The organism is Lysinibacter cavernae (genome assembly GCF_011758565.1).
GTDB classification, from domain to species: domain Bacteria; phylum Actinomycetota; class Actinomycetes; order Actinomycetales; family Microbacteriaceae; genus Lysinibacter; species Lysinibacter cavernae.
In genome coordinates this window covers 411431-434842 of sequence record NZ_JAAMOX010000001.1, presented here as the reverse complement: position 1 = coordinate 434842, position 23412 = coordinate 411431, and the positions used below count along the sequence as shown (strand labels likewise).

The 23412-nt window shown below is 57.7% G+C and carries 33 protein-coding genes and 1 tRNA gene; 5 read left to right on the top strand and 29 right to left on the bottom strand.

Going from position 1 to position 23412, the window contains the following annotated elements; translation table 11 throughout:
• Positions 1–13: 13 nt before the first annotated feature.
• The 24 genes from FHX76_RS02020 to FHX76_RS01905 form a co-directional block, all read right to left on the bottom strand.
• On the bottom strand, positions 14–1663 hold the full coding sequence (locus tag FHX76_RS02020; RefSeq protein WP_167147233.1) for a terminase large subunit domain-containing protein: 1650 nt from the start codon (positions 1661–1663) through the stop codon (positions 14–16).
• A complete protein-coding gene (locus FHX76_RS02015; protein ID WP_167147230.1) occupies positions 1660–2301 on the bottom strand; it encodes a terminase small subunit in 642 nt (213 codons plus the stop codon). The genes FHX76_RS02020 and FHX76_RS02015 overlap by 4 nt, the downstream gene beginning before the upstream one ends.
• 9 nt (positions 2302–2310) lie before the next feature.
• Positions 2311–3552 carry a DNA methyltransferase gene (locus FHX76_RS02010; protein ID WP_167147227.1) on the bottom strand — a complete coding sequence of 414 codons (1242 nt, stop codon included), beginning with the start codon at positions 3550–3552 and terminating at the stop codon, positions 2311–2313.
• A gap of 112 nt (positions 3553–3664) precedes the next feature.
• Positions 3665–3970, bottom strand: coding sequence for an HNH endonuclease (locus FHX76_RS02005; protein ID WP_167147224.1), 306 nt, complete (start codon positions 3968–3970; stop codon positions 3665–3667).
• A 387-nt stretch (positions 3971–4357) separates the two neighbouring features.
• Positions 4358–4885, bottom strand: a complete 528-nt coding sequence (locus FHX76_RS02000; protein ID WP_167147222.1) for a hypothetical protein — start codon at positions 4883–4885, stop codon at positions 4358–4360.
• A 199-nt stretch (positions 4886–5084) separates the two neighbouring features.
• On the bottom strand, positions 5085–5456 hold the full coding sequence (locus FHX76_RS01995) for a hypothetical protein (RefSeq protein WP_167147219.1): 372 nt from the start codon (positions 5454–5456) through the stop codon (positions 5085–5087).
• Positions 5457–5585: 129 nt separating this feature from the next.
• The gene (locus FHX76_RS01990) at positions 5586–6077 is read right to left on the bottom strand and encodes a hypothetical protein (RefSeq protein ID WP_208402410.1); all 492 of its coding nucleotides are present in this window, start codon (positions 6075–6077) and stop codon (positions 5586–5588) included.
• Positions 6077–6400: a hypothetical protein gene (locus FHX76_RS01985; RefSeq protein WP_167147216.1), complete on the bottom strand. Its 324-nt coding sequence runs from the start codon at positions 6398–6400 to the stop codon at positions 6077–6079. Before FHX76_RS01985 ends, FHX76_RS01990 begins: the two co-directional genes overlap by 1 nt.
• Positions 6401–6403: 3 nt before the next feature.
• Positions 6404–7693, bottom strand: coding sequence for a replicative DNA helicase (locus tag FHX76_RS01980; protein WP_167147213.1), 1290 nt, complete (start codon positions 7691–7693; stop codon positions 6404–6406).
• Positions 7690–7854, bottom strand: coding sequence for a hypothetical protein (locus FHX76_RS01975; protein WP_167147211.1), 165 nt, complete (start codon positions 7852–7854; stop codon positions 7690–7692). The genes FHX76_RS01980 and FHX76_RS01975 overlap by 4 nt, the downstream gene beginning before the upstream one ends.
• Positions 7847–8233 (bottom strand): hypothetical protein, encoded by a 387-nt coding sequence (locus FHX76_RS01970; RefSeq protein ID WP_167147208.1) that lies wholly within the window; start codon positions 8231–8233, stop codon positions 7847–7849. Before FHX76_RS01970 ends, FHX76_RS01975 begins: the two co-directional genes overlap by 8 nt.
• Positions 8184–8948, bottom strand: coding sequence for a helix-turn-helix domain-containing protein (locus FHX76_RS01965; protein ID WP_167147205.1), 765 nt, complete (start codon positions 8946–8948; stop codon positions 8184–8186). Before FHX76_RS01965 ends, FHX76_RS01970 begins: the two co-directional genes overlap by 50 nt.
• The gene (locus FHX76_RS01960; protein ID WP_167147202.1) at positions 8938–9348 is read right to left on the bottom strand and encodes a hypothetical protein; all 411 of its coding nucleotides are present in this window, start codon (positions 9346–9348) and stop codon (positions 8938–8940) included. Before FHX76_RS01960 ends, FHX76_RS01965 begins: the two co-directional genes overlap by 11 nt.
• Positions 9345–10766, bottom strand: a complete 1422-nt coding sequence (locus FHX76_RS01955; protein WP_167147199.1) for a ParB/RepB/Spo0J family partition protein — start codon at positions 10764–10766, stop codon at positions 9345–9347. Before FHX76_RS01955 ends, FHX76_RS01960 begins: the two co-directional genes overlap by 4 nt.
• A gap of 112 nt (positions 10767–10878) precedes the next feature.
• A complete protein-coding gene (locus FHX76_RS01950; protein WP_167147196.1) occupies positions 10879–11217 on the bottom strand; it encodes a hypothetical protein in 339 nt (112 codons plus the stop codon).
• On the bottom strand, positions 11217–11684 hold the full coding sequence (locus FHX76_RS01945) for a hypothetical protein (protein ID WP_167147193.1): 468 nt from the start codon (positions 11682–11684) through the stop codon (positions 11217–11219). The genes FHX76_RS01950 and FHX76_RS01945 overlap by 1 nt, the downstream gene beginning before the upstream one ends.
• On the bottom strand, positions 11684–12703 hold the full coding sequence (bet, locus tag FHX76_RS01940) for a phage recombination protein Bet (protein WP_167147190.1): 1020 nt from the start codon (positions 12701–12703) through the stop codon (positions 11684–11686). Before bet ends, FHX76_RS01945 begins: the two co-directional genes overlap by 1 nt.
• Entirely contained in the window at positions 12696–13829 is a 1134-nt protein-coding gene (locus FHX76_RS01935) for a YqaJ viral recombinase family protein (protein ID WP_167147187.1), read from the bottom strand. The genes bet and FHX76_RS01935 overlap by 8 nt, the downstream gene beginning before the upstream one ends.
• Entirely contained in the window at positions 13826–14131 is a 306-nt protein-coding gene (locus FHX76_RS01930) for a hypothetical protein (protein WP_167147184.1), read from the bottom strand. The genes FHX76_RS01935 and FHX76_RS01930 overlap by 4 nt, the downstream gene beginning before the upstream one ends.
• 11 nt (positions 14132–14142) lie before the next feature.
• Positions 14143–14535, bottom strand: coding sequence for a RusA family crossover junction endodeoxyribonuclease (locus FHX76_RS01925; RefSeq protein WP_167147181.1), 393 nt, complete (start codon positions 14533–14535; stop codon positions 14143–14145).
• Positions 14536–14815: 280 nt separating this feature from the next.
• Positions 14816–14968, bottom strand: a complete 153-nt coding sequence (locus tag FHX76_RS01920) for a hypothetical protein (protein ID WP_167147178.1) — start codon at positions 14966–14968, stop codon at positions 14816–14818.
• Positions 14965–15207, bottom strand: a complete 243-nt coding sequence (locus tag FHX76_RS01915; protein ID WP_167147175.1) for a hypothetical protein — start codon at positions 15205–15207, stop codon at positions 14965–14967. The genes FHX76_RS01920 and FHX76_RS01915 overlap by 4 nt, the downstream gene beginning before the upstream one ends.
• Before the next feature lie 228 nt (positions 15208–15435).
• On the bottom strand, positions 15436–15846 hold the full coding sequence (locus FHX76_RS01910; protein ID WP_167147172.1) for a hypothetical protein: 411 nt from the start codon (positions 15844–15846) through the stop codon (positions 15436–15438).
• A gap of 478 nt (positions 15847–16324) precedes the next feature.
• On the bottom strand, positions 16325–16612 hold the full coding sequence (locus FHX76_RS01905; RefSeq protein WP_208402409.1) for a helix-turn-helix domain-containing protein: 288 nt from the start codon (positions 16610–16612) through the stop codon (positions 16325–16327).
• Between the two features lie 88 nt (positions 16613–16700).
• Here FHX76_RS01905 and FHX76_RS01900 point away from each other — a divergent pair, with 88 nt between their 5' ends.
• From FHX76_RS01900 to FHX76_RS01885, 4 genes are all read left to right on the top strand, one after another.
• The gene (locus tag FHX76_RS01900; protein ID WP_167147169.1) at positions 16701–17171 is read left to right on the top strand and encodes a hypothetical protein; all 471 of its coding nucleotides are present in this window, start codon (positions 16701–16703) and stop codon (positions 17169–17171) included.
• Positions 17171–17563: an ImmA/IrrE family metallo-endopeptidase gene (locus FHX76_RS16825; RefSeq protein WP_167147166.1), complete on the top strand. Its 393-nt coding sequence runs from the start codon at positions 17171–17173 to the stop codon at positions 17561–17563. Before FHX76_RS01900 ends, FHX76_RS16825 begins: the two co-directional genes overlap by 1 nt.
• 63 nt (positions 17564–17626) lie before the next feature.
• Positions 17627–18304: an SHOCT domain-containing protein gene (locus FHX76_RS01890; protein ID WP_167147163.1), complete on the top strand. Its 678-nt coding sequence runs from the start codon at positions 17627–17629 to the stop codon at positions 18302–18304.
• A 428-nt stretch (positions 18305–18732) separates the two neighbouring features.
• A complete protein-coding gene (locus FHX76_RS01885; RefSeq protein ID WP_167147160.1) occupies positions 18733–19491 on the top strand; it encodes a tyrosine-type recombinase/integrase in 759 nt (252 codons plus the stop codon).
• Positions 19492–19506: 15 nt separating this feature from the next.
• On the opposite strand, the gene FHX76_RS01880 is transcribed toward FHX76_RS01885, so the two are convergent.
• The 5 genes from FHX76_RS01880 to FHX76_RS01860 form a co-directional block, all read right to left on the bottom strand.
• A tRNA-Ile gene (locus FHX76_RS01880) sits at positions 19507–19580 on the bottom strand.
• A gap of 121 nt (positions 19581–19701) precedes the next feature.
• Positions 19702–20550, bottom strand: a complete 849-nt coding sequence (locus FHX76_RS01875; protein WP_243848571.1) for an HNH endonuclease family protein — start codon at positions 20548–20550, stop codon at positions 19702–19704.
• The gene (locus tag FHX76_RS01870) at positions 20550–20879 is read right to left on the bottom strand and encodes a branched-chain amino acid transporter permease (protein WP_167147157.1); all 330 of its coding nucleotides are present in this window, start codon (positions 20877–20879) and stop codon (positions 20550–20552) included. The genes FHX76_RS01875 and FHX76_RS01870 overlap by 1 nt, the downstream gene beginning before the upstream one ends.
• A complete protein-coding gene (locus tag FHX76_RS01865) occupies positions 20872–21720 on the bottom strand; it encodes an AzlC family ABC transporter permease (protein WP_208402408.1) in 849 nt (282 codons plus the stop codon). Before FHX76_RS01865 ends, FHX76_RS01870 begins: the two co-directional genes overlap by 8 nt.
• A 113-nt stretch (positions 21721–21833) precedes the next feature.
• On the bottom strand, positions 21834–22754 hold the full coding sequence (locus FHX76_RS01860; protein ID WP_167147154.1) for a DMT family transporter: 921 nt from the start codon (positions 22752–22754) through the stop codon (positions 21834–21836).
• 40 nt (positions 22755–22794) lie between these two features.
• Here FHX76_RS01860 and def point away from each other — a divergent pair, with 40 nt between their 5' ends.
• Positions 22795–23361: a peptide deformylase gene (gene def, locus FHX76_RS01855; protein WP_167147151.1), complete on the top strand. Its 567-nt coding sequence runs from the start codon at positions 22795–22797 to the stop codon at positions 23359–23361.
• Positions 23362–23412 lie beyond the last annotated feature (51 nt).

The following is a 23412-nucleotide window of genomic DNA, read 5'->3' as shown; positions in this document are numbered from 1 at the left end:
GGGCACCTACCTTTCAGAATGCGGCCGTCGCCAGGTTGGCGTCGGCTGGGGTCACGTCGATTCGTGTGACAATTTCCGCTTGCGGAGGTGGTGGAGGCACCGCCTCTGGTTCAGGCGGGAGATTCTCAAGCCCGTATATTGCTTGAGACAAAGCAACCAAGCCTGCAATATCGACCACTGAACCCTCGCGGTTCCAAGCCACGACTTCGCCAAGCTTTTTGGTTATGCCATTCGCCACAGCCAAATCAAGCGACGGCTGAGAACGGTGTCGCAATCTGTCGTCGCGCGCACGGTCGCGAATACGCCCGGCCGCAGAGCCAAGAGCGGAACCCTCGATGCGAATTATTTTGAGGCCGGCCTTTTCTAGAGGCTCGACAAAATCAACCGCTGCACATCCGCGTGCCTGTACTGCCACACACTCAATACCAAGGTGCTGAGCAACCTTCGTGACATAATCGACACCCCAAAGCATGCCCGCACGCTGGGCCACAACCTCGCCGTGGATGCGTCCGTCATCGCGGTAGCCCGCAATGGCAATCGAAGTAAAGTCACGCTTCGCTGATGTATCAATCGACAAGCACAATGGCGAGTCCTCGGCAAGGGCTGAACCGCCCACACCGTCATCGTCGGGCCCGTCTGCGCACGCTTGCCACTCTGGCCAATCCATATAGGCCGGGACGCGAGAGGTAACCCACTGACACAGCGTTTCGGTGCGAAATATCTCTTCAGGCTCCGTCGCCGCCTCAGACAAAATCTGACTCAACGAAATACTCGAATACCCTAGCGACGGATTGGCCTGACGAATGCCGTCAAGATCGTTGACAGGCAGTCCGTCGATCGCTGACCATTCAAAAATAGCCAGATCGTCAGAAACAACGCCCTCTAGATACTCCTCAACGGATTTGATGCCCGTCTCAACGTACCTGTCCCACTCTTCGACAATCTTGATTGCCTCATCGCGCATCTTCATCAGCACAACGGAGCGGGCATCTCCAGCGTTTGAGATACCCCAAATCTGGTTATTGAACTTGTTTCGAGTGGTCTTCGTTATCGCGGCCCATGCTTGCCAGTCAGTGTGCTCGCGCAGCTCGTCCAGAATGATACGAGCGGCCGATTTCCCACGGCCGGCCTTACGGCTGGTCGCCTTGACCTTGTACACCGCACCAGATTTGAGGCGCATCTCCTTCTTACCATTCCGGCGCGACGGTCGACGAGAGTGCCGCTGCAACACTGGGTTCGCAAACGGCACATAACCGGATCGCGGCTTGTCGTCAGGGTCGCAATAGGAGAGCGCTTCTTCCCACGCTTCCTCGGCTTGGTCTAAGTCTTGGGCCACACCGAGCACCATGAAGTCGCGAGCGGCGAGATGCTCAGGGAACCGCTTTGAATCCACAAACATCCACCACAGGGTGAGAACCATGAGCAGCGTCGTTTTACCGTTTTGACGAGCCACGAGCACAAATACTCGACTGAACCGATATGTACCGTCAGGCTTCAATTCGAGCGCATGGATGAGCAGCCATTCTTGCCAGAGATACAGTGTGATCCCAAGGAACTGCTTAGCAAAGGCGATGACCTCAAAGCCGTGTGTCGTTTCTGGTGTCAGTTCCCGTAGCGGCTTGGTAAAAATGCGCGGCTCGGTGATACCAAAAACTTGCGTCATGAGGACCGCTTACCCTTCCTGAATGCTTCCAACTCATCATCCGGTTCGGAATCCTCATCAACAGCAGATTGCCCGGCAACCGCTGCTGTACCGGAGGCGATCTCGTCGCGAGACGCAGGCGTCGCTCCAAGCTCACGAAGCACGTTCATCAAATGCGGAATCAGGTACAGCGCCTTCGTCTCTTGCATCGGGTCACCCGATGCGCACGCCGCATCAATACGCTGCGCAAGCACCCTCCCGGCTTCAGCCGCAGCAATATCCTCTGTCGCCAAATCCAACGCGGCGACCGCCTCATCAAACGAATCCGTCAAACGAGACAGCTCCTCGCGCTTCACCCGCGCAATTCGTAAGCGCTGCTCCTGAATCTTCAAAACTCGATCGACTGCGGTAACCTCACCACGCGTCGCTGCAGGCCACAACGCAACCTGCATACGGTCAAGTCGGTCAAGCTCCAACGCCCGTAAATCCTCAAGATCGCTAATCGGCCCGCCAGATCGTTGCATCGCCCGCTTGAGTGAGGCTTTAGCCTCATTGACGCTCTTGAACGAAAGCTGCTTCGTAATGGCTTCCAGCGTCATGCCAGCTCGACGCAAATCTAATGCTTGCTCGTCACGCTTCGTCCGCTCAGCAGCAATCACCGAAACCTCCTAAACGAAACTGACAGCCTCGCCATTACGCCGAGGAACCACACCGGAGTGTTCTTGCCAACGCTGGCAAATCACATCCGCATATGCAGGATCAAGCTCCACCAAGAATGATTTCAATCCCAAACGATGAGCTGCAATCATTGTGCTGCCCGACCCGCCGAATGGATCAAAAACCAGCCCGCCCGGAGCGATCGAGTTGCGCAACATTCGCTCGATCAACTCAACTGGTTTCATCGTCGGATGCTCCGCATTTCGGTGCGGCTTTGCCACCTCGAATACGGTTGACTGTCGGTTGTCGCCATGCCAGTTAGGGCCGCCTCGACCTAGCCGCCCTGAGCCGCCACCGGTAAAACCGTATGCGACGGGCTCGAACTCAATCACAGCTTCCGCGATTGGCTCATGCCTCGGCTGGTAGTCAGAATGACCCAGCACAAAAGACGGCTTCACCCACACCAACGTTTGCCGCCACATCAGACCATGCTCACTCATCGCGTCATGCAGGGCGGGGCGAAGCACATCAGAATGGGCCACATAAACGGGAGAACCCGGCGAGCACAGAGTTGCAATCACCGATATCGCTCCACGCGTCACGTTCTCGGCATCCGCAAGCCCGTCATTCTTGATCGACAGTGCCTTGTCTGTTTTTCCTGTATAGCTCACGCCATACGGTGGATCAGTCCACACCACAGAAGGCACCCCTGGGGCAGCCGCACGTACCAGCTCACGATCCGTACAATCGCCGACCAGCAAAACATGATTGCCGAGATGCCAGATGTCACCCTCAACCGATACTGGCGCAGTAGGGGTATCCGGCACTTCATCAGGATCAGTCAGAGACGCCGGTGGACGAAATTCCAAAGCCAACACGTCAACGTCAGCCACCGCATAACCCGTGCCGTCCAATGAAGACACAGCCTCGAGCAGATCGAGCAACTGAGCATCGTCGTACCCGCCAAGATCGGCAATCCGATTGTCAGTAAGAACAATCTGCGCTGCCTCGTCCGCAGACACATCAACCAGGACAACCTCAATGGATTCCCAACCCAACGAAACCGCAGCACGAAACGTGTGATTCCCCGCAAGAATCTCATTACGCAACCCCGTTACCGAGCCACGATTCACCACAAGGGGCTTGTACTGCCCGCGCGCACGCAGCGACTCCGCAATCGCTGAAACGTCGCCCTTCCTCGGGTTTCGGTGATACTCAACCAAGTCCGAAACTGACAATCTTTCAACGATCACGACAGTTGCCTCTCTCGCACACGCGCGATGGGGGGTAAAAACCGGGAGGGGGATGCCACCGGCGCGCGGGAGGTGGGCTGTGGTTTGGGGTTTGTTGGATTTTATTGGGGGTCTAAGTGTTGGGTTGTTGGGGGTAGTAGGTTTGTGAGAGGGTGCCGAGTCCGAGGCGTGGTGCTTTGTTTGATCTTTGGTTGTTGCATGTGCGGTGTGAGACTCGGAAGTTGCTTGGGTCTGTTTCGAGTTCGGGGTGTTCGCTGACTGAGTGGTAGTGGTCGAGTTCGAATGAGTTGTCTTGGCCGTGTGTGTCCCATTCGATGGTGGGTTGTCCGCATATCCAGCAGGGTGTGTTGAGTGGTTGGTGTTCGTCTTTGAACTCTCGGCGTAGGCGCTTGTAGAGCTGTCCGTTGGTGCGTGCCATTGGGTGTCGCCTCCTGTGTGGGTTGGTGCCCTGGGGTACTGGTGGTCGGTGTGGGCTCTGGCCTGTTTTCTTTGCGACCTGGGTACCGCGAAGGCCCGGCACATTCCCTGTGTGCCGGGCCTTCTTGTTCCCCGGTATGAAAGGCAAATAACGTACCGGTTAACTGGGTCACGCCCCACTGTTTCCGGTGGGGCGTGATGATCCATTTATAAGAGTAGGGGGTGCAATCACTCCCCTGTCAAATTCTTTTGGGATTCTTTTTCTAGTGCTCTTCGCAGTCGCCATCTATGGGCTGGATTGGCTAGGGTCTTGTGCCTTAGCCATTCAAGGGCAATCCTCTCTTCTACCTCTCGTGCCCCATCTTCGCGGAAGCGGGTTGGCATGCCGTCACGAACCCAGTACCTCATCGTGCGTTTGCTGCGTCTGACTCGCTGAGCTGCTTGCCGCAAGGTCAGCCATTGCTCGCTCATCGTCTGCACCAAATATCTCTTCGAAGTCCGTCTTGTAGCCTTGCCCGCACTCGGTGCACCGCACCTCGATTTTCCCGCGCCATGTCGTCCGAGCAGTGACCTTGTAGGTCAAGCACACCACACACAGTCGTTTTCGCAGGGGCTTCTCATGCGTGTCTTGGTCGTATCTGCCGGCGTAGGTTCGGACAAGATCAACAAGGTCATCGTGGTAGGCCGCTACGCCCGGCAGGTGGACGATGCGGTCGTGGTGAGCTCGTAACCATGTAGCGATCCATCGCGCCCGTCGTCGCGCAACGGATGGGGTGGTTGAGGCTTTGAGTCCGGCTAGATCTCGCCCGGTGCCGGTGACTGCGGCAAGCGGCGCGGCCGGTGCAGCGCCGAGTTGCTCAGCCCAGTAGGTTCCCCATTCGGCGAGGCGTGCATAGGCGTTGTCTGCGTCCTCCATCGCGGTAAGGCTGAGAGGCGCAGCATGCTCCCTTGTACCGGAGACTTTCACTCCGTCCCCTTTACCGCCGGCAGGGATTACTTGCGCGCGGATCGTGCCGATAAGGCTTGGTAAGGCATCCAGCTGCCAAAGGACTCTCCCCCAGCAGCTTCGACATATCAGCCCTGTACTCGCAGGGTTTGAGCAACAAACACACTGGTCAGTCACGTGGTTCCCCTTCCTTGCCACGTAGAGCGGCGACCGCCCTGAGCGCGTCACAACCGCCGTTGTACATGGCCTCGTGGATCTGATCGCTTGGCCCTTCTGGGCCGATGGACACGATGCTGCACCGAACTGCCTCGTGAGCCTCGGCTAGTGCCTGCTCACGTGCCCACGCAGCGATAACCGGGGCCTCTGACCGAACAGAATCTATCCAGAGAGCTTTACGCTCAGCGATCACCCCTTCCCAACCTCGCTCATATGCTTCTTTGACCCAAAGAGGTGTGTTAGGACTCAGCAGAGCCTTTGCGGCGTTTGCTTCCCAAGCGGCCTTCGCGGCCGCTTCGATTACGTCGTCGGGTATCTCAGTCATCGTTGGTACTTCCTCACGATTTTGAGTGCGGACTCAATCGCGCGCACTTCCTCGGGCCACAGCGACTTATCGAACTCCACAAGGAACCCAGTCAGTGCCGCGTCTGCTTTTCGAGCAGCAGTCTTTTTGTCACTCATCGCGTTCTCCTGAAATTCGATACGCCATGCGCTGCACCACGGTCTGCGGCAAAGAGTCAGGCGTGCGATTGATAATTGCTTTCTTCGCGACCTCGATGCGGCCGTCTTTGTGGATGCGCCATAGGCCGCACCCGTGTGGGCTCATGACGTCAAGGTCATGTGGAACGGCATAGATGAACCGGTGGCTCACCCGCTGCCATGCACGTCGTTTCCAGTACGTGTCACGCATGAAGTCCGCTTTGGTGACTTTGATTTCAATCGCTGTCCGTTCGAGCGATGACCACATCAGCGCGTCAATGCGACGCATGAGCTTGTGTCCCTCTGGCCTGGGTTTGTAGCTGTAGTGGTTCTCTGTAATGTCTTCCGAATCGGGCAGATCGAAGTCGTCAATACTGAGCTCAGACACGATTGCTGCTCGGCGATGATTCTTGCGTATTGCGTTCAGGATGAAGGCCGCGGTCATTGGTTCAATGTCGTCACTCATCAGAACCTGTCCTCTTCGCCCCAACCGTCAGGCATGGCTTGAGAAACATCATTGCTGCTTTTCAGCGTTGCCGGGTCATATCGCCCGTTCGAAATCGACAAGTCCATATAGTTTTTCCCGTCGTATTCCCTCGTCTTCGCGCCGAGTGATCCAGTAAACCTGGCGCTGTCGCCCACGCGGAGGCCGTGTCCTTCGCCAAGCCAGACAGTGAAGTACATTTTGAATTCGCGACCGTCCCGAGACCTAGAGACCTCTTCCACTGCCACACCTTTCGCGCCTGCGAGCCTCGTGACCGTCGCCTGAGTAGTTGTTACGTTTGCCATTTTCTAACCCCTTAGATCGTCTTTTTCGAGTAATGCGGTTGGTGACCATGGACGAGTAATGGCACGAGCAAAAACGCCCTCCCATTTCAACGTCACATCACCCTGTTTTCCGTGGCGGTTCTTGGCCACGATGATTTCCAAATCGTTCGGTCGCTGCTTCTCATCCCGATGCAGCAGCATGACCACGTCGGCGTCCTGTTCAATCGACCCTGATTCGCGCAGATCGGCAAGCTGTGGCTTCCCGGTCTTGCGCCCCTCCACTGCACGATTGAGCTGCGACAGGGCAATGATCGGAATGCCAAGGTCACCCGCGAGCAGCTTCAGCGAGCGAGAGAAGCTTGAGACTTCCTGCTGCCTGGATTCCTCGCGCTTACCTGAGGTCATGAGCTGGAGGTAGTCCACGACAAGGCCTTTGAAATTGCCCCGGCGCGCAAGTGACCGCGCGAAGCTCTGAATCTGCGTCAGCGTCTCCAAATCATCCGCGATGTAAAGCGGAATCTGCTCCAGCCCTGCACGCACCTTCGCCACTGACTGCCAGTGCGTCGGCATCATCTGGTGATCCATCAGCGAGCTCATCGGGATTTGCGCGACCTGAGCGTGAAGACGCTTCTGGATATCCGATTCGCTCATCTCTAGCGAGACGTAGCCGACGCTGCCCTCCCTTGCCAACTCGTGAGCGATCTGCAGGCCCACAACGGTCTTGCCGATGCCTGGCCTGGCTCCGATGATTGTCAACGTCCCGGCGCGCAATCCGCCGACAACCTGGTTAAGGTCAGCCCAAGGCGTCTTGATGAATTCAGGTGCCTGATCGAGGGACTCATACAGGGCCGGCAGCGACTCGCCAATGCGGCGAATCTGACGCTTCGTAGACCGAGAAACATCGTCGACCAAGCCGCGCGCCCGCTCAACCAAATCCGCAGGCGTTTCGTTCTCCTCAGCGGCAAGCTGATTGATACTCACCGCAGCCTCTTTTAGCCTGCGGCGTTCGGCGCGCTGCCGAACAATCCCCGCATAGTACGCTGCGTTTGCAGCCGTAGGAGTGACCTCCACCAGGTGATGCAGATACGGAGCGTCAATACCGGTCTGATCGTCCCGCAGCCGGTTGAACACCGCCACTGGGTCTGTCGGCTCGCCTGAGCTTGCCAACGCCACAATCGTGCGAGCAATCGTCTCGTGCTTCGGGTCGTGGAAGTCAGTTGGCTCGAGAACTTCCATGACTTCCCAAACGACAGCTTTGGAAAGCATCATCCCACCAAGAGCGCATTGCTCGGCCTCTACATCGTGCATGCTCATAGCCCGCTTCCCTTCAAGAATTCCGTCAGCGCGTCACGCTGCAGCGCTGCTTCTTCGGGGGTCATCAGCACCGTCGGGACGCGAGTACCGAGCATGTGCGTTTCGGTGTTCATGCTGACCCGCAGTAAGCCATCTGCCGTGATCTCTACGCGTTCAGGCATCAATCGCTCCAATCTCGTCGACCTCAATTCCGCGACGCTCCAACGCCGCGCGAGCGGGCAAACCGCGCGCCATCCATCCGTCCCAATCAGCCGGGTCAATGTGGTGCAGACGCAGCCACTCATTCCGCTCGGCAAGCATTCGCCGGTCGGTGAGGTTCTCCCGCGGGACCTCCGCAGCCTCACGCACACGAGCCAGCACATCCGCCGGCATCACGGCAAACCTCGACTCCTGGTAATGGGCGACTACCGCCGCTTTCGCGTCGTCGTAGTCCAGGTGACCAAGCGCCTCGAACCACGCCCGCGCATGATGCTCCTCGAGCTGCCGCCGATCAAAACCCTGCGCCAGCGTCAATAGCTCTGCTACCTGTGAAAGCTTCACGGGACTCCTCCTCTCGTAACTTGTGCACCAGGACAACTGACTCGCCGAGCTGACCACCGTTGCCGGCTTCGGGCTCATCGTCCCAGCGGCCCTGATTGAGCCACGTCGCCGGGTGCGGAATGAATCGTTTCTCACGGGGCAGCCCAGGATCAGACGCGTATCTTTTCACCGCTTCCAGCAGTACTTCTGTACCGACCGCTGCCGCAGCTTTCAAGAAGCTCTTAAGAGCAGCAGCCTTACCTGCTTTCCGTGGATAGACCTTCCAAAACTCATCAAAAGCGGTGTCGGGGTTAACTGATGGTTCTCTGGTGGTTAACTGATGGTTCTTGCCCCCCTGTTTCTGCGGCCTAAGGTGGGGCAGATTGCGGCCTAAGGTAGGGGCTGAATCTTGTGTAGGAATATCCAAGGTAGGATTTTGCGGCTTAAGTTTTTTCTCGGGTTTCAGGACTTCTCCGACGCTGAGCACGTAGCGATCGCTCGTGCGGTATCCGTCTTCCCTGAATCGTCGCTTTCGGGAGATTGCGCCTCGCCCCTCTAGGCCAGTAAGGGCGCGTTGGATGGTGTCTACCGACCCCCCGACCATCTTTGCCAGCATCTTTTGACCGGGGTAACATGAGTGAGCTTCATCTGCCATATCTGCAAGCGCGATCAACACGAACTTCTGCGACATGGGTAGTTCCAATTCCCATGCCCAGTGCAGTGCCCTATTGCTCATTCCCTTTCCTCCAGGCTTCGTACTCAGGGCCATACACGGCGATCATCTTTCGTCGAGCCTCAAGCTCTGTAATCGGAACTCGGATCTCCCCAACGACTACGAACCACTGAGCCCATAACGGAAAGAACACCGGCACGTCCTCACAAACAAAATGACCAATATTGCGGCGCACCTTCCATCCGAACAAAAGCGCCGTTTCTTGCAGATCACCCTCAAAACGGTCATTGCACATCAGGCACGCCGTCAATCCCTCGGCCACCTGCGGACGAGTCTTTGACCCGCCCATGCCTACCGCTTGCCGATGCTGAAACGTCAGCATTTCTGACGAGGCACAGACGATACAACGGTTACCGTCACGGATGTATGTCTGCGTCCTCACCGCAGGCGACGGCGCACTCACTCCGCTTCCCCCTCAGCCTCGTCAGCACCATCAACAACCTCATCAGCATCTTCGCCTGCGATGGAAACATGCGCCTCTCTTAGAAGCTCCATCTCAAACTCCGACATGGCGTACCCCCAGGCCACAAGCCAACCGAAATAGGTCACCAAAAACGCCGGCACGTGCCCCAAAGTACGTTCGGCCGCATCAAACCCCAGCGCCAAAAGATACCGATTGCCCCTCTTCTTCAAGGCCAGCTCAGTGACACCGCGTGTATCGCCGGGATATCCCGATTTGATTCCGATCGCTTCAGCGAGGCCGTCAATATTCACAGACTCGCGGGCGTCGTGAGCCAGCGCCAACGCGGCGAAATCTGCCCACTGCCCAGGCAGTCCTTTACGCTGAAGAACCTGCACCGCGAACTCGACCCGCGCTTCTTTCGCGTCTGAAGCACGTTGCCTTTCGAGCTCGCGCCTGACGCGCTCGGCCTCATATGCAGCCTGCTCCTCGTCCGTGCGCCCGCTCGAGCTGTCGTACTGCTTCGGAACCAACTGCTCGGCCGCCGCCTCAGGCACATAGAAGACGGCCTGCGCAACCTGCTGATTGACACCATCAATCACACCCCAGTCTCTGCAAATTCGAATCACGACGCCTTCTATCAGGGCGGCCTCTTCACTCGATATTTCTGCCGACGGAGTTGCCGGAAACGCGTACCGACCCAACCGCACATAGCCCTCATCAGTCACAGGTAGCGGCACGTACATGCTGTCCAAGGGCACATCCAAAACAGTCAACCCGGCGTCTTCGGCATCTGCACGAACGACAGCGGCCTGCGCGCGGAGAGTTGCTTCTCTGCGCAGCGTTGGAGCATTGCGCTCAATCTCGTCAGGCTCAGCCGCGAGCAACTCAGCAATCAATTCCTCATCGTCAGCAAAGTCTGAACAAAAATCAGCCACAATTGCACCCTGCTCCAGCGTCAACTGTTTCTCAGCTACCGCTTCCACCGCGGCCGGGACCGCCGCAATCGACAAGGCTGTCTCAACTCTTGTCTTAGAGGTGCCTGTCGACTTCGCGATATCGCCCGCTGAAAGTCCGAACATCGCTAACTCGCGGTACCCGCCCAGGCGCTCAGCGTCGCTCAACTCTTCGCGCTGCTCATTCTCCGCGAGCTGATCAATGACACGAGCCGCATTCGCCTCCGACTCCCCCACCACGTAGACAGGCATCGTTTCAAGGCCAGCCTCTATTGCGGCGAGTGTGCGCCGTTGACCGAGGACAACCTCCAATGCGCCGTCTTTGTTGTGGGTCACCATTGGCGGTGACAGAATTCCAGACTCGCGAATGGAGCTCACGAACTCGGGCTTGAGCTTCACATCCTTGCGAACATTCGCCGCAATGATCAGTTCGCGCGGGTCGATGTGTTCAATCGTTCCGGTCATTATTTCTTGCCTTTCAAATCAGTATTTTTCGTAATGCTTATGCGTATTTCGAGTGGGCCAGCGGCGAGCAGGAAAACGCCGCTGGCCTCCCACGGCCAGATGATGAAGAACCTCATCGGCGTTGGTGATGGTTGCGGGTGCGTTCTTCCAGGAGCTCAGCCAGTAGCCGGTCACGCTCCTCGATCAGCTCCGAGATGCTGACCTCAGCCCACGTCGGCTCGCCAGGGATCGGATCAAGTAGCTCAACGGTGTCGCCCTCTACCCAGAAGTTTCGGGTGCTCTGGATATCTCTGAATCGGATACCCGTAACTGTCTCGCCCTCGACGATGGACACCTGGTGCTCGATACTTACGATTCGGTCAATAACCTCTGTGCGGCCGTCTACCCGGACACGAGCAAACAACCCCACATGGCGAGCGCTGAGCTCTTCACGGACAACGAACATTCCCATCACACACCTGCCTCTGCATGAAATGAATCCGTCTTACGCTTATCGGCGCGATCTGTTCTGTGCAGTTCCAGAGCTTCACCCAAGGTGTCGAGAAACTTGCGCATCGACTGCTCACGCTTCTCAGCCACCAGAAACGCCAGCTTGAGCTTGTACGCTTCCTCCGTGGCTCGAACGATCTGTTCAGCCTCCGCACGAGAAACCTTCTCCTGCGTCGCCCGGATCTTCGTTGTCTCGATATCGATCAGCCGCTCGTAGTCGGTCTTCGCGTTGGCATAGACCTCACCCGCTTGGTTGCAAGCCCAGTTGAACTCAAACTTGATTGCAATGAGGGCGTTCCCCCAAGACTCACCACGTGTGCGATACAGCGCCGACACGAGTCGAACGTGCAACGGCTCTTCCGGCGAAGGCTCGTGAATCCCAATCGCGCGCAGACCGGCCAGGATATCCAGGTCCAGCGGGGCCGCCATTAGATGATCTCGCTCTCGTCATACTCGACCTCACCCGTAGCCGCATTAGCCTTACCCTCGACAGCCTCACCAGGCACCTTCGTTGTCGGCCAATCCGTCACTGGAGCCGCCGCATCACCACCAGGAACCGCCCAACCAGTATCATCAACCGCAGGTGCATTCGACTCGGCTGCCACGGGTTCGGCTTTCTCCGGCAAGCTCGCCTTCAACTCGCGCAAATAAACGTTGAGCGTCTTGCCCGAGGCATCAACGGGGATACCCAACTCACCGGCAGCCTGAGCCTCCGCGAACACCGGCCGCAGTTCCTCGTAATCCCTACACAGCGCCGCACGCTTCACCCAGTCCTGGGAAAACACTTGCACAGCCTCAGCTGCCGGGGCAGATGCCTCAGCAGGCAGCAAGTGAGGCGAAGCCTCAGCACGAGGTGCGGCTGCAGTCCGACCTCCTGCTTGCTCCATCTCCTCCGACGAGTACAGCCCACTCAGGTCCTGTGGAAACGCCTTCCGGAGTGCCAGCATCTCGGCACACTTCGCGATCATCACCTCCGGCATTTTCCTCCAGAGGTTTTGCCCCGTCGAGTACGACGAGAACCGGGCCACACCGTAAACCGGATCACGAAAACCAGCGCGATACACGCCCACACGCCCAGCAGCAGGAGCCTGATCACTCAGCCACACCGCCACCCAAGTAATACCGTCTGCCGTCCACTCGGCGGGCGTCTGCCCCTCATACTGGCCAGTACGCTCAGCAACCAGCCGCGCACCGTCGATGCTCACCTGAATGCCGTACTTACCGCCGCGCTCAATGCAATAAATCTGACGGGCTACCGGGTCCAAACCAGTCCGGCGGCACTGATGCAGGAACGCCTCGATCGTCTCCCGTGGTGCTGGGATCAGCTTCCCCTGGCCATTCGTCTTGACCAGGCCGATCGCCTGCGCGAATGCAGTCTCCTGAGATGACCATTGCCCTACATCACTCGATACAGGCAGGCCTTTCACCGCCACAGCTGTACTACTCATTGGTCTTCACTTTCTGCTTCGTAATCGTCAATTTCGATGGAGACGGCACACCCGGCACCACAGACACGTATCCCTGCACATGCTTCGCCCACCGATCAGCGATGGCCTCACGCGCAACCATCGCCGCATCGCAAGCGGCGTCGGCCACACCGAGGGCTTCGGCCAGCGCAGGGTCGGCGGCCCGAGCAGCTTCCAAATCCGTCTGGGTCACCTCCGTTGGTCCAGGCGGCGACCACGTGAATTTGATGCCCTCGTGCACCTCGGAATAGACCTCAGTGACGTTGGTAAACATGGCCTCAGCTGCCTTCTGGGCAGCTTCTTTAGCCTTCTTCGCTGTGGTCTCGGCAACGAGCTGGCGCGCCTTCTCAGTACCATGCCTGACCAGGTCTGCTAGCTGCTCTGGAGAGAAGACAGGCTCCTCGTCAGCCGACGTCTCCGCAAGCTGCTTGTCGAGTCGCGCAAGTGCTCGATCAGCTGCCGCGATCATCTTCGTCAGCTCAACCTCAAGCTGTGGAGTAAGCACCACCCACTCGGTATTGAGACACAGCACTTTAGGCCCAAACTCGTCCCAGCGAGATTGGTCATCCATCGGGCGTGCATCCCAACGAGACCAATCGTTGTCGTGCTGCTCCCATGCAAAGAGCACGCGAGTAGCGCCAAAGCAGTACATCTGCCACAGCATCTGCCACAGATACCCACGCTGCTCAAACTTCGGCGAGCCCACAGCCATGACATCGTTCGCCGTCTTGATCTCGCCGAGCACAATCTGCTCGTCAAAGTCAACGCCGATCAAGTCCGGAGTTGCGGCATGCCGAGAGTTGAGCTCGGCGTGAATCAAGTCACCGCACAATTCCAGCCCATGACCGGCAAGTTGAGCAGCGATAAACGGCTCACGATAGGTGCCCCACTCCGTATACCGGTTTCCGAAGAAGGACGATTCGCCTGTGACTTTCTCACGGACGATCTTTGCTTTATCGGCGTTCGACCCCTTGTAAAGAGTTTTCGCCTCAGTAGCAGTGATCACACTTCGACGGGCCTCCAGCCACGCTGCACGATCCGAGTCATTCCCCAGCACACGGCCCTGCAAATCAACGAGCGCCTGAGGCTGATACGTCACAGCGGTCATTCGTCATCACCGTCAATCTCAAGACCGGCAAGCTCAAGAGCGCTGTCGCCAGTGCGGTCCTGATAAATCTTCTTAATCAAGGCAGAGACAGTCGCTGCATCAGCCGCCGGCACCACCTCAATCTGCCGAAACTTCACTGTCGGACGGTCAGTGCCGTCCGCGATGATGTGCTCGATCTTCTGTGTCTGCACGACACCGACGATGAGTACCGGCTCCGCAGATTCTTCCTTGAAGTCATCCTCAAAGTCCTGCAATCCGTCGAGCTCGTCGAGCGGGCGTTGTGAGCTATATTTCACAGTCATTTTCTTGCCTTTCAGTCAATTTCTTTGATAGTCACGACAACCCCAGCGGTTGCCGCGTACTCTTTTTTCTGCCGTGTATCAACGACGAGCGCGTCGTCCTTCCACACACCGGCGTCCGTCATCGCGTCAAAGATTGCGCGAGTGACCTTGTCCACGTCTGGCTTGACCGACGGGTACTTCCGAGTCACAGACGCGGGACGCTCGAAGAGGAAGAGGAGCGTGACCTGCAGCGCACCAGTCAGCATTTGGCCGGTGTATTGTTCCCGAGCGGTGGCCGCAACATGTTTGCGCCACGGCTTCAGCAACTTCGCGTTGGCATCCGTCACCACCGCGCGGCCCTTCACCACAAACGCCGTTTTCGAACCTTGCGGAATCGGCTTGCCCTTGACCCTGATGGTGATCATGAGCCGACCTTCAATGGCAAGTTCTCAGCATGAGTCGTCTTGCTGTTGCACCTGCGGCAAACTACCGATGCCACAGGGCTTCGAAGCCATTCCCGCATGTCCTCAATGATGTTGCTCGCGCACGGCGCGCATTGCAGCCTTCGCAAGCAACATCTGCAATTGAAGACGAGAACTCTTGTCGCAGCCTCACTGCATTCGGTGAACCTGGTGCCCTCGCATACCGGTTCGAAGTCCAGGTGTTCCAGCACCGTCAAATCAAGATCGGTACCAGCCGCCACCCTCACGACCGTTCCTCAATCAGGAAAGCGACCCACGACGCAGCAACCAGCGCCAGGCCAAGCAAGCTGAGGCCGTTGAAGATCTGGGCGCCGCGGCCGATAGCAATGCCAATGACCAGCACCGCCGCCATGCTGAGCAGGGAGGAAGCGTTCACAGCTCGCCCCTCACAAACTGACCAAGCATGTGCGTGCCGCCTTGGTCATACATACACATCCGGGCAGCCGCTACAAGACCGGGGAAGCCGAGCCGTAACCGCTCCTGATTGCCTTGGTCTGCGTGTGCGATAGCTGAGATGAGCTTGCCAGTGAAGGTGCCGTACTCCCAGCCGTTGGTTCGGTCTGCGAAGTACCACAGCACGTGCCGCGCGTCCTCGATAGTAATGTCGGAGTCCATATTTTTGCCTTTCATGAGAGATTTTGGGTATGCAGTGGCCAGCCCTATATGTGACTGGGCTCAGAAACGGCCGACTATTTAGCCAGCCAGAGCTTCCGCTCAGCGGGAGAGAGGACGGTTAAGCAGTCGCCACACAGAGGACGACGCCGGTATCCAGGAACAGCACATCGAACGCAGAGCGTGCGGCGGCCTGCGAGTGAACACGCGTAGTAATTGTCATGGCAGCGGCTACTCCGAGAATGCTCTTGCCAGATGACCTGCGGAAAGACTCAACTCGTTTCGCCGCAGTTCCTCATCTACCCGCGCGAGCGTTACGCTGACAGCCTCAAGTCGCTGATAAGGCGCATATTCTTCCGGCAGGCCATCTTCATCAACGCCTCTCTGCCTGAGGCGCGCTTTACCCGCTTTCGCGACTTGCCACACATCGCCGTCTTTGTCGAGGTATAAGCCCGGTGCTGTCGGCAAGGATATTGGTCGGTAAAGAAGGAAGAGAGCGTCATCAGTCAGAGCATCCCCAGCATGGGCCTCTTCCTTTGCTGTGTATTCCAGTGCGGAGAACGTATTTCCCGGTCGATACTCGATCCGAATGAGGTCACCCTGACGAATATCTTCGGGCTTGATGGGAGTCTTTTCAGTCATTTTTCTTGCCTTTCAATCAATACTTTTTGGTATGCAGCAGCTCGTCCAAGATCAGATCTAGGACAGAGAGTTGACCGCACCGTATGGTTACGACGCGCGCTTTTGCCGATTCGAAATAGGTGTCACGTTTTGCCGATGCGAGCACAAGATGCCGTCAAGCCAAGCATCCAAGCACTCACGCTCAATCGAACGGTGGCTGCCGCGCTTGACGACGCCGTTGATACGCGGCTGTGTACTATGCAGGTCTTCGCTCTTGATTGCCCGGCGGACAGTACTCAAGGAGCGACCGGTCTCTCGAACTACATCAAGCGGCGTAAGGCGGCTCACGATTCCACCGCCTCACGAATGGCCGCTGACACGGCGCGAATCCTGGAGAGAATGCGGTACCCCTCGTCTATGTCCTTGACTGCCAAGGCAGCAGTGTGGTGGTTGCCGAGCAACTCACGGAGGGTAAGGAGCCGAGCTACTCTGCGTGCTCTCATGATGCCGCTCCCACGTCGCTGCGAGAGGATGGATCGCCCTCTACCTGACGAACTTCCACAATTTCACCGATTCCGAGACCGAATGCGAGCGAGATGCCAACTGCAGCCCGCATCGAAACTTCGTCGCCGTTCTTGAATCGCTGAAGGGTAGCTCTACTTACTCCGATGAGGCGAGCAAAAGCTTCGTCGTTCCGGATACCAGAGTTTCCTTTGAGTCTGTCAAGCAGCCCGGGACGAATCACCGCAACCGGCTGGTTCATTTGCTGTACGTTTGTTGCGTTCATGCTCCAATATTCACATGAGAGCACCACGCTGTCAAACTTTTGAACATATTGGTTTACAAACGCAACAGTGCTGTGTCATTATTGACACATGAACAACGCAATGAATTGGATTGACTCGATTCGCGGGAACGACTCACACCGAGAAGTCGCCCGCAAAATCGGCACCACGCATTCGACGCTCACCCGCCAAGTCAACCAGGATCAGGTCACCTTCGAAACGGTTCGTGCCGTAGCTAGGGCATATGGACGACCTGTAGTCGCAGAGCTCATAGCGACCGGCCACCTTACCCCCGAAGACGCGGGGGCGGAGGGACTCGAAAGAGCCCTTCAAACCGCCACCGACGAACAACTTGTTGTCGAGGTTGGACGTCGACTCAACGTAACTCAAATCTCGGGTCTCTGGGATGCACCAATCTCCGAAGCCGTCCAGACCGCAGCCACAGTCTCTCACCTGGCTGACCATCGCCGAGATGAAGTACCCACCAACCAAGAAGACCTCCCCGCTGTCGCGAAAACACGCTCGAGGACCATCGAGGTCAACGAGGAGGACTATCCCTGATGTTCTACGACTCGTGGGCCCACGCAGCGTCGCTGGGCCTCACCGTTACATACGGCCCCCTAAGTCGCCAAGATCATGACGCTGAATACCTCCACGACGACAAACTCGTCATCCTTAGACGAGGCTTGACTACTCGCGAAGAACGATGCACCCTCGCGCATGAAATAGTCCACGCCGAACGCGAAGATACCCCTATGCCATACGGGCCGGCGCACGATAAACGCGAACGTCTCGTCAACCGCATCGCCGCCAACCGGCTAATCTGCGACGTCGATCTCATGGCTGCTGTGGCAGCATCCGACGACCCCGGGCAATGGTGCCTAGAACTTTTCGTCACCGCCGAAGTATTAGAAACCTATCTCACTAGCAACTATCAGCGCGCCAGCGCATAGCCCACACCTGACTTGAATACAAACCAATCACCTCCCCCACCCCACACAGTAAAGGTCAAAAACATGGGAATGTTCGACAAGATCAAAGACTCAGCCAACCAGGCGATTACAAATGCCAAAGACGCCACGCTGAAGCTGAAGGGCGATGTCGCCGCAGACGTTCGTGACGACGAAACCAGCGAAGTTACAGCAACCGAGATTCCACCGCTGTACGCAGTGACCAGCCACATCAGCGGCAAAAATGCCCAAGTGCGCCTTTGGCCCGATCGCATCGAGTGGGAAAGAGCGCGCGGAGTATCAGCTGGCAAAGTTGCTCTCGCCACGATGACCGCCGGCGCGTCCATGCTCGCCACCGGCATCAAGGGAGGCAAAGACGGCTTCGATATGGTCCTTCTTGAGCACGTCACCAATGTGTCAAACCGCAAAGACGGAATGCTTTACCACCTCGTCGAGGTCCAGACTTCCTCGGGCGCAGCAGTCAACACAACCGCGTTCCGTGTGAGCCGCGACGAGGCAGCCGAGTTCCGTCAAGCGATCATTACCGCGATGCAGGCTCAGAAAGCATCAAGCCATCCGACGGTCAATGTGAACGTGGCTCAGGTCGCACAGTCGACGGCCGTCAGTCAGAGCACCCCCGATTTTGCAGGTCAGCTACGTCAACTCGCAGAGCTCCGTGACGCCGGAATCCTGTCCGAGCTTGAATTTGAGACGAAAAAGACTGAACTTCTCGCACGGATGTAAATCTCCCGAACGCCGTATTTACCGAGAAAGGCAACGTCATGGCTTGGGCTGAAGAGCTACCGTCTGGCAAGTACCGTGGACAGTACCGGATACCAACCGGAGAGAAGCGCAGCGCAGGCGTTTTTGACACAAAAAAAGCCGCCTTCAAAGCCGCGACAGTCAAAGAGGAAGGATCTCACTCGATTGGCTGGCGCGACCCGAAGGCGGCATTACGATCATGGTCTGATTGGTGCGAAGAGTGGTGGCCTACGAGATCCGTGGAGCCGTCCACTCTCAGCAGGGATGCTACACGACGAGATTCAAGGCTTCTTCCAAAGTGGGGCTCAATAGCCCTCATTGACATCACCCGTCATAAGATTCGCGAGTGGGCAGGCGAGCTCGCTGCCGAAGGCCTCGCGCCCTCCACCGTACAAAAGATAGTGCACCTCATGTCGGCATCCTTGGCTGCTGCCGTGGATGCTGAGGTTCTACCCAGCAACGCAGCGGCCAGGCTCAAACTCCCATCGCCCGACAATGCAAAAGAGCGCTACCTCACGAAAAAGGAAGCGAAGCGCCTACTCAAACAATTCCCAAAAAAGAGCCGAGACCGAGCGCTGATCGCTCTACTACTCGGCACGGGACTTCGGTGGGGCGAAGCCATCGGACTACAAGGCAAGCGCGTCGACGTCAAGAAAGCTGTGATTCGAGTATCTGAGACTTGGGACGACCGAGGCAACCGACTCAAGGACTACCCGAAGTCTCGCCGACGCCGCTCCGTCCCAGTTCCAGACTGGGTACTGGCCGAGATCAAACAACTCGTGAAGAAACAAGCCGGGCAACTATTCAGGGTCGACGGCCCAAAATCCGCACCGCTCGACTATTCAAACTGGCGTCGAAAGGTCTGGCTTCCTGCCATCACCGCGGCCAACATCACCGATGTCACCATTCACGATTTACGACACACCTACGCATCTTGGCTCATTCAAGCTGGAGTCTCACTGGAAGAGGTCGGCAGGCTTCTGGGCCATGTCTCACCCTTGACGACACGCAAATATGCGCATCTGGCAGAATCACCAACCGACACGATTTTGGCCGCGCTTTCGAGCCCTCTGGCGCTTTCGCCGAAGCCGTCCAAGAAAGAGTCTGCCCCACGACTGCCCCACGTCGCTCCCGTACTACAGATAGTTGGCGGCAAATCTGGTACTTGATCAGGTAATCTATTGTGGGGCGTGCGGGACTTGAACCCGCGACCGACGGATTATGAGTCCGCTGCTCTAACCGGCTGAGCTAACGCCCCTCAGCACCAGATCAACAATACCGGTATCGAGCCCTCACTCAGAAACCGACGCAGGACTTGTGGCACCACGAACATGCAACAGACACGAACACACCCCGTGACCCCCACACAGGTTGAGACGCTAGAGCCCGGATTCGAGCGCCGGTTGCCCCTGGCATCCGGCGAGCACCCTGTCGATCGCGTCGCGCTCTGCCTCGGTGACCCAGAGCCCGTAGATCGCTTTCACCGAAACCTGGCGAGCGACGTAGTCGCAGCGGCTCGCTTTTGCCGGTGGCAGCCACGCGGCAGCATCGGCATCACCCTTTTGGTTATTGGTTGGGCCATCGACGGCGAGCAGGTTGAGCGGGTCGTTGGCGAGCAACAGTCGTTGCGCATCCGAGAGCTGCTGGGCACCGGTTTGCCACGCGTTTGAGAGCGCAACAACGTGATCGATTTGCACAAGCGGCGACGTCTTATCGCCCCGCACAAAATCGATTGTGCGTCCCGTGTAGGGGTCGGCAAGGGTGCCGGTGATGATCTTGCAGCCATTCGGTGCGACCGTGTTGGTGAGATCGCGGGCCAGGATATCGTTTCGGGTGTCGCAACCGTTGTGGTCAACGTCGCTCCATGCCTCACCGAACACGCCAGTGCGGTTGTATCCCGTCTTCGGGGCTTTGCCCTTCGTCGGTATCAGTGCAAGAACTTCTGCGGCGGTCTTGCCAGTAACCGCCTCGGGGAAGGGGATGCTCCCACCGTCGCCAACCCCGGAGCCATCGCCCGCCGGTTCCAAGACGCTGGAATCTGGCCCGTGAGCCCCGCCAAGCATGCCATCGGTGTCTGAGTTGGCCGCCGCCAGCAGGAGCGAGCCGACAAGGGCAAGCAGAGCGACTGGCGTCACCACAAGCCAGCGCCGAGCCCGTCGGACGCTGCGCGTGATGGTGCGGGATGAGCCGCGAGCGGCCATGCGTCGAGTGCGTTCGGTTTGAGCCATTAGATAAACACCAAATTGATCAGGACAACATAGATTGCGGTTCCGCTGACAATGCTGAGCAGCGCGTTTCGCTTCCAGCAGTGCAGCGCGATCGTGAGGGCAAGGGCGATGCCCTCTGGAATGCCCCTGCTGCCGGAGAGGAAGTCGAGGTCGCGCAGCGTATAGATAACCAGGATGAGCAAGATTCCGACAGGCATGTAGAGCCCAAGATAGGCCAACAGCTTTGATTTGCGGAGTGGTTTGAGGATGGCAAACGGCAGCGCCCTGAGTGTAAACGTAATGGCAAACATCAGGCCGATGGCGATAAGCAGGTAAGCGGTGCTAGGCATTGTGGCCTGCTTCTCCGAGAGGGGAATCCGTGTTGTTGACACCGTCAAGGTTCGGCTCATGCGCAACGGCAACGCCGGAATCCATAGCTGCCGCAGCAACCCTTCGACCCGAAACGAGATAACGGACGATCAGCAACAAGACAAACAGCCCCATCGCGACCACAAGCATTTGGCCGGGCGCGACCAGCAGCGCAACGGCGGCACTGAGCGCGGCAAGCAGCGGCGCGCCGATGTCCCTATTCGCCCAAAACGCATCGAGGGTGAGCACGGCGAACAGTGCGGTGAGGGCAAAGTCAATGCCAACAAGGGCAAAGGGCAGGGCTTCTCCGATAAGAACACCAATGAGCCCACCAATGACCCAGTAGAACTGACAGAAAAACTGCATCGACAGGATGCGGGTCGAGGTCAGCACCGAACGGTCGGTGACCGCCGTGAGCGCATACGCCTCATCGGTGAGCGAATACATACTGTAGAACCGTGCCCATTTGCCGCGCACCCGGTCGAGTGGGAACGTCAGCGAGTAAAAGACGTGACGGAAATTGACGAGGAACGTCGTGACCGCGATGGTCAGCAACGGGGTGCCAACAACCAGCAGCCCAACGGCCAAGAACTCAAGGGACCCCGCGTAGACCCCGATGGAAATGATGGGGGTCCACCACCAGTCGAGCGGGGACTGGGCAACCAACAGCCCAAATGCGATGCCAAGCGGCACCATGGCAAACCCGGCCGTGCTGGCATCGCGAAAGCCGAGCAGAATCTCGTGCCGCCTTGCGGCTCGACGGAGGCGCGGCTCGGTCATGCGGTCTGCGGATGGCGGCTGACCGTCAAGGGGCGGGGACAAACGGAACTTCTTTCTCGCTGGTGAGCAGGCGTGACTCTAGGGATGCGCTGGCAATGGATGCCGTAGGAACGACGTTACCGTCGGCATCCGACACTCGCGAAAAAGTGACGCTCTTAGTCCTGTACCTGCGGATGGTATTTCGCAAGCATGATCACACCAACAACCGCGGTTGCACCGGCGAGCACAAATCCCCCCATCGCCAGGAGCGAGGCATTCGCAGCTTCGCCAAGGACAACGATTCCGATCACGACCGCCACCATGGGATCGATAACGGTGAGGCCGGCGATAACAAGATCTGGCGGGCCGGATGAGTAGGCGTTATTCACGAAGTACATTCCGCCTCCGGTAGCCGCAAGAAGCGCTACCAGGCAGATGAGGGTGAGCGTATCAAATTCACCCTGCTGGATGCGTCCGATCACGACCTTGGCAAGCGTGGCGACAAAGCCGTAAATGATGCCGGCGCCGATGATATAGAAGATGGCGCGCGTCTTATGCCTGAGCACAATAAACGCGATGGTGAACAGCACCAATACGACGGCAAGGATGATAAGGATCGTGATGAGGTGCTGGTCGGTAACCACGCTATCCGTCGCGGTGAAGGCGGCGATCGTGACAAACACAAACACGCCAACAACACACAGCACGATGGCTAGCTTGGTCTTGCTGTTGAGTTTGAGCCCTGAGATTCGCGAGTTCAGGATCGAGGTTATTACCAGTGCAACAACGCCGAGCGGCTGCACCACGATCAGTGGCGAGAACGAGAGACTGGCAAGTTGCAGCAGCACCGCACAGCCAAGCAACAGTGTGCCGATGACCCACGAGGGCCGCTTGAGCAGGCTCGCAAGTTGGTTTCCGCTCAGGCCTGAACTGGCCTTCTGGCCGGAGATGTGCTCAACCTTGTTTACGCCGCGACTCTGATACTGCGCACCGAACGACATAAAGACCGCTCCAAGCAGAGCGATCGGGATCCCCAAAAAGTTTTTGGGATCACGAAGAAGTTCAGTCGCCTCCCCAACAGCCTCAATAATATGCACTCTGCCACGTTACCGCCTTTCCAGTCGATAGGCTTGTAACATGGCTGTTCTTCCCATCTGTATTTCTGGCAATCCTGTCCTCCACAACATCGCCGAACCGGTGACCAAGTTTGATGACGATCTGAAGCAGCTGGTTGAGGACATGTACGAAACGATGGATCTCGCGCCAGGTGTTGGCCTTGCCGCACCCCAGGTTGGCATCGGAAAACGCATCTTTGTCTGGAGCTACGACGACCAAGACGAGGGCCCTGCCCGCGGCGTCGCGATCAACCCGGTGCTCTGGATCACCCCGCCAACCGTTGAGGAACTCGACGATGAGCTGGAATCAGAGGGCTGTCTCTCGTTCCCTGGCGAGCGTTTTCCGCTGCGCCGCTCCGAGCGCATCCGCCTTGAGGCAGTTGACCTCGACAATAAGCCCTTCACCATCGAGGCGAGCGGATGGTTCGCCCGCGTCTTCCAGCACGAATACGATCACCTCAACGGCCTGCTCTACGTCGACCGCCTTGTGCACCCGCACAGCCGTGCCGCTCACAAGGCACAACGCAAAAACGGCTGGGGGAAGCCCGACCTGGCTTGGATGCCGGGCGTCGACAACCTCGAGGGCTAACAACCTGCATCTATTTGGGAGTTTCTGCGCAAAATCCATCGATTCGCAGCA